A 3867-nucleotide genomic window follows, 5' to 3' on the forward strand; every position below is an offset into this window, starting at 1 on the left:
GGGTTCCTCCCAACAAAGGTACTTAATGCGACATAGCGTTCACGCCATGATGTTGGTCTGATGGCGTTTTTCGTGTTTTCGCCCCTCCCGTTTTGCTGCTTTGTTTATGCTGCCTTTTTCGGGGGCAGGATGCCAAGGGTATCGCGGAGCTTTTCCTCGGAGAAGTCGTACTCGCCGAGCATGTTGATATGTGCCCATGACATGGGCGAATGGGAGGCGATCAAGCATAGCAGGTTTTTTCTGGCATGGGTGTCTGGAGCCTTTTCAACCTGTCTGGTCAGGTAAAGATAATTCCAACAAATGATGCTGTTTTTGATGAGGCGGTTGCAGGCCTCTGCGACTTCCTGTTCTTCCTTTTCCACTTGGGTGAACTCACGGGGGTTGCCGACGGCCACGGCGCGGGTGAAACGGTTGGCCAGCTCAACCTTGTTGAGCTGACGCTTGATAGCCTGGCGCAGGGTGAGATCGTCGATGTAACGCAGGATGAACAGGGATTTGATGATCTGTCCAAATGCCTTCAGAGTCTGATAAATTGCGTGTTGGCGTGAGTAAGAATTGAGCCTGCGGAAGATGTCCGAGGCGGTGTTTTCCTTCAGCTTGATGGTGGCCACGAGGCGCAGCAGGTCGTCCCAGTTTTCGCGCAACACGGCTTCGTTGATGGTCTTATCAGGCCGGATAGCCCAGTCTCTGGCCCCCTGATTTATTGGCTTGAAGATATAGAGTGTCTGCTTGCCAACCCCCTTAATGCGTGGAGCAAAGGAAAAACCCAGCAGATGGGTCAGGCCAAAGACAGCCTCAGTGTAACCGTGGGTGTCGGTGGAATGGATGTCGCTTTTAACGACATCGTTGCACATGAGGCCGTCGATCACATAGGCACTTTCGCGATCCGCCGCGCTGATCATCAGGGAATGCCACAGGAAATTACGCTCATCGACGAAGGTATAGGCGCTGACGCCTTGTCCCTGTCCGAAGTATTTGAACGACCGGCTGGCGTGCAGGCTATCACCGCGCACTTCGAATTTCTGGCCATCGCTAGCAGTATGGAGCTGATCCTGCGACTGACGATACAGATTTGGCAGATCCATCGCGTCCATAGCTTTGATCACCGCGTCATTGGCAGCTCGGATGTTCTCAAGTGAGAAGCGCCAATTCACGGTGTGATCCAACTCGCTTTCGGTGATTTTCGAGGAAATCCGCGCCATCTTGCGCACGCCGATGCCACAGCCCAATCCCATGATCCCGGCGAGCAAGGCAGGATGGGAAGTGGCCCGCCGGACATGGGTCTGCTGCCAATGCTCAAAAGAGTGCAGCATGCTGCAGTGATTATTGACGGTCTCCAGAACCTGCGCGAGCGGAACATCCTGCCGCTGGGGAAAGAGATCGCCCAACGGATCGGCTTCACTGGGATCGGAAGCCGGGGTGCCAATATGAAACGTCCCGTCCTTGCGCAGGTTCAGATGGGAATTGTCGGCAGCGCGATCATTCGTTGCCTGATACTGGGCGGAGAGTGCGGAATTCAGCGTGGCCAGTACGGGGGCGGGATCAGTAAATTCAGTCAAACCTGACCGTTCCAACAAATGGCCCTTTTCTTGTTGCCAGCGTTCTTTGTCGATCAGATAGGCGTCCATGGGCCTATATTTGTAGGATTGTTCCACGTTGAGGTCGCCGGACTTGATGGCCGTGGTGACAGCCTGGAACAGAAAAACCTTGTAGAGCGATACACGGAACGTACCATCCGCGCGGACAAGTGTCGCCCTTTGCTCTACATTGAGGAACTCCGTTGGGGCATGGCTGGTAGATAAATCCCCATCCGCCTTGAAGTGATCAATCGCAGCCAGCAGGGCTGCGGCCCGTTTGTTCGGCATGAAGTTCAACGCCCGTAGCAATGGGCTGAGACGATTTTGGAGTTTCAGCGACCGCGCTTCCAGAATGGCGTGCCAACTGGCGTCTTGAGCTGTCGATGCAAGATCATCCTTCAGCCGGTCGAAATCTTCCGTCTGCCCCTGCTCGAGAAGGGCTAATGTGGCGGCAACCTTTTCAGCGTCTGATAGATTGGCCGCAGACATGACGCTCCGAATATCGCGCATGACACCAAAGACGGAAACCTCCAAGCCATTGACGACGATTTCGATCTGCCGTTGCTGGTTCTGACGCTCCTGTACGAGCGTTTCCTGATAGTCTCGGGCCGCAGCGGTTTTGAAGGACGCCATGACGCTGAGCCACAGATCAACCATGTTGTCCTGACAGCGGTAGAATTGGTGGGCAACAAAGGCGGCGGCATGAATGTATCGGTCATTTTGATCCCGGCGCCGCATCTGGAAAATCTCTGATCGCAGCACACCGCCCGCAAAATACCGAATGCCTGCGGTGCCAAGATCGAGTTGTACAAGAATGTCGCCCAACTGGTGATGCAGCTCCGACAATATTGCAAAATCAGCGACGGCTTCCTTGATCCTTGAGGGGCTGGTCGATTGTGACAATCGCTTAAGCAGCGTTAGGCGGTAGCGGTTCTGAGCATCCGGTGCCGTGAACAGGTCATCAAGAAGGTTCCGCGTTTCGGCAAGCAGTTGACTGTCCATCAATGCAATCATCTCTGCCTTGCGTTCGTGCAGACTGGCACGGATCAAGTCATTCAACCGATGGGCGGATGGCACTTGCACGCGCCGCTGGATCAGAAAATCCACGCAGCGGTCGAAGATCAGGCGCGGCTTCAAGTGCATTCGCGCCATTGTCGCGATCTCGGTGGCCAAGGTAGTGCTGGCGCTCAGATCAAAGGGTGTGAAGCCATGGAAATCCAGGATGACCTGTTGATGGCGCTGACGCGTGCGATCTGGCTAACGGACGTTTGATGGAACCGAATGGTCAAGCTGGCTAGCAACATAGGCAATATCGCGATCCACGAAATCCGCAGGCGCATAGAACCGTCGTGTCGCACGAAAATATCCGCAGCTTACCAGAAAACTGATCTGATGATCCGGATTGCGCATGGTCGCGGCGACTGCCAGCAAAGATTTTGGAAAGTCGAAGAACTTCTTCCGGTCGCGATGGTCGAACGGGGGTGGCTTGTTGAAGGCCTCCTGTTCATTGACCGTGAGAATGCGCATTCGGGGCATAAACTGATCCTGTCAACGGTGACCGAAAAGGGACGATTGCGGACAGGGGCTTAAAGCATGTCCGTAAAATATCTTGTAATATTATAGGACATAGGTATCATTCCGTACACCTATTTCGTAAAGAAGATTGTCCATGTCACGCACTTTTGCCTATGCCCGCGTCTCCACTTTCGACCAGACACCCGAAAATCAAATCCGGGAAATCGAAGCCGCTGGTTTTGCAGTTCAGCCGCACCGCATTGTTGCCGAAACCATCTCAGGTTCGATGGCCATCGCGCTGCGCGAGGGTTTTTCCAAATTGCTGGACAGAATGGAGAAGGGTGACGTGTTGATCGTCACCAAGCTCGACCGGCTTGGGCGCGATGCTATTGATGTCAGCACCACGGTAGCCAAGCTCGAAGACATCGGTATTCGTGTCCACTGCCTCGCACTCGGCGGTGTTGATCTCACCAGCTCCGCCGGAAAAATGACTATGAACGTCATCAACGCCGTGGCCCAATTCGAGCGTGACCTCCTGATCGAACGCACGCAATCTGGCCTCGCCCGAGCCAAAGCAGAAGGAAAAATGTTGGGCCGACCAGCAGCTCTATCAGCCGATCAGCAAGCTGAGGTGAAAGAGAACATCAAAAACGGCGAGGCAATCTCAGCCATTGCACGCCAATTCAAAACCAGCAGGCAAACAATTATGCGCGTCAGAAATCAGGGATAATCCTATGTCGCGTTTCGTACCTTTGTTGGGATAGACCCATTGTTG

General features: G+C 54.0%; 1 protein-coding gene and 1 pseudogene. One reads left to right on the plus strand and one right to left on the minus strand.

Annotated elements, in window-relative coordinates; genetic code table 11:
- Positions 1-104: 104 nt before the first annotated feature.
- Positions 105-3113 (minus strand): annotated as a pseudogene (locus PFRI_RS04730) (Tn3 family transposase).
- 133 nt (positions 3114-3246) lie between these two features.
- On the opposite strand from PFRI_RS04730, the gene PFRI_RS04740 reads away from it, so the two are divergent.
- Positions 3247-3822, plus strand: a complete 576-nt coding sequence (locus PFRI_RS04740; protein WP_072629595.1) for a recombinase family protein — start codon at positions 3247-3249, stop codon at positions 3820-3822.
- Positions 3823-3867: the final 45 nt, after the last annotated feature.

It is taken from the genome of Planktotalea frisia (assembly GCF_001890925.1).
In the GTDB taxonomy this organism is placed as follows: domain Bacteria; phylum Pseudomonadota; class Alphaproteobacteria; order Rhodobacterales; family Rhodobacteraceae; genus Planktotalea; species Planktotalea frisia.

Bases quoted from the DNA above. Each gene is read 5' to 3' on its own strand.
- PFRI_RS04740 (WP_072629595.1), top strand. From the start codon at position 3,247: ATGTCACGCACTTTTGCCTATGCCCGCGTCTCCACTTTCGACCAGACA.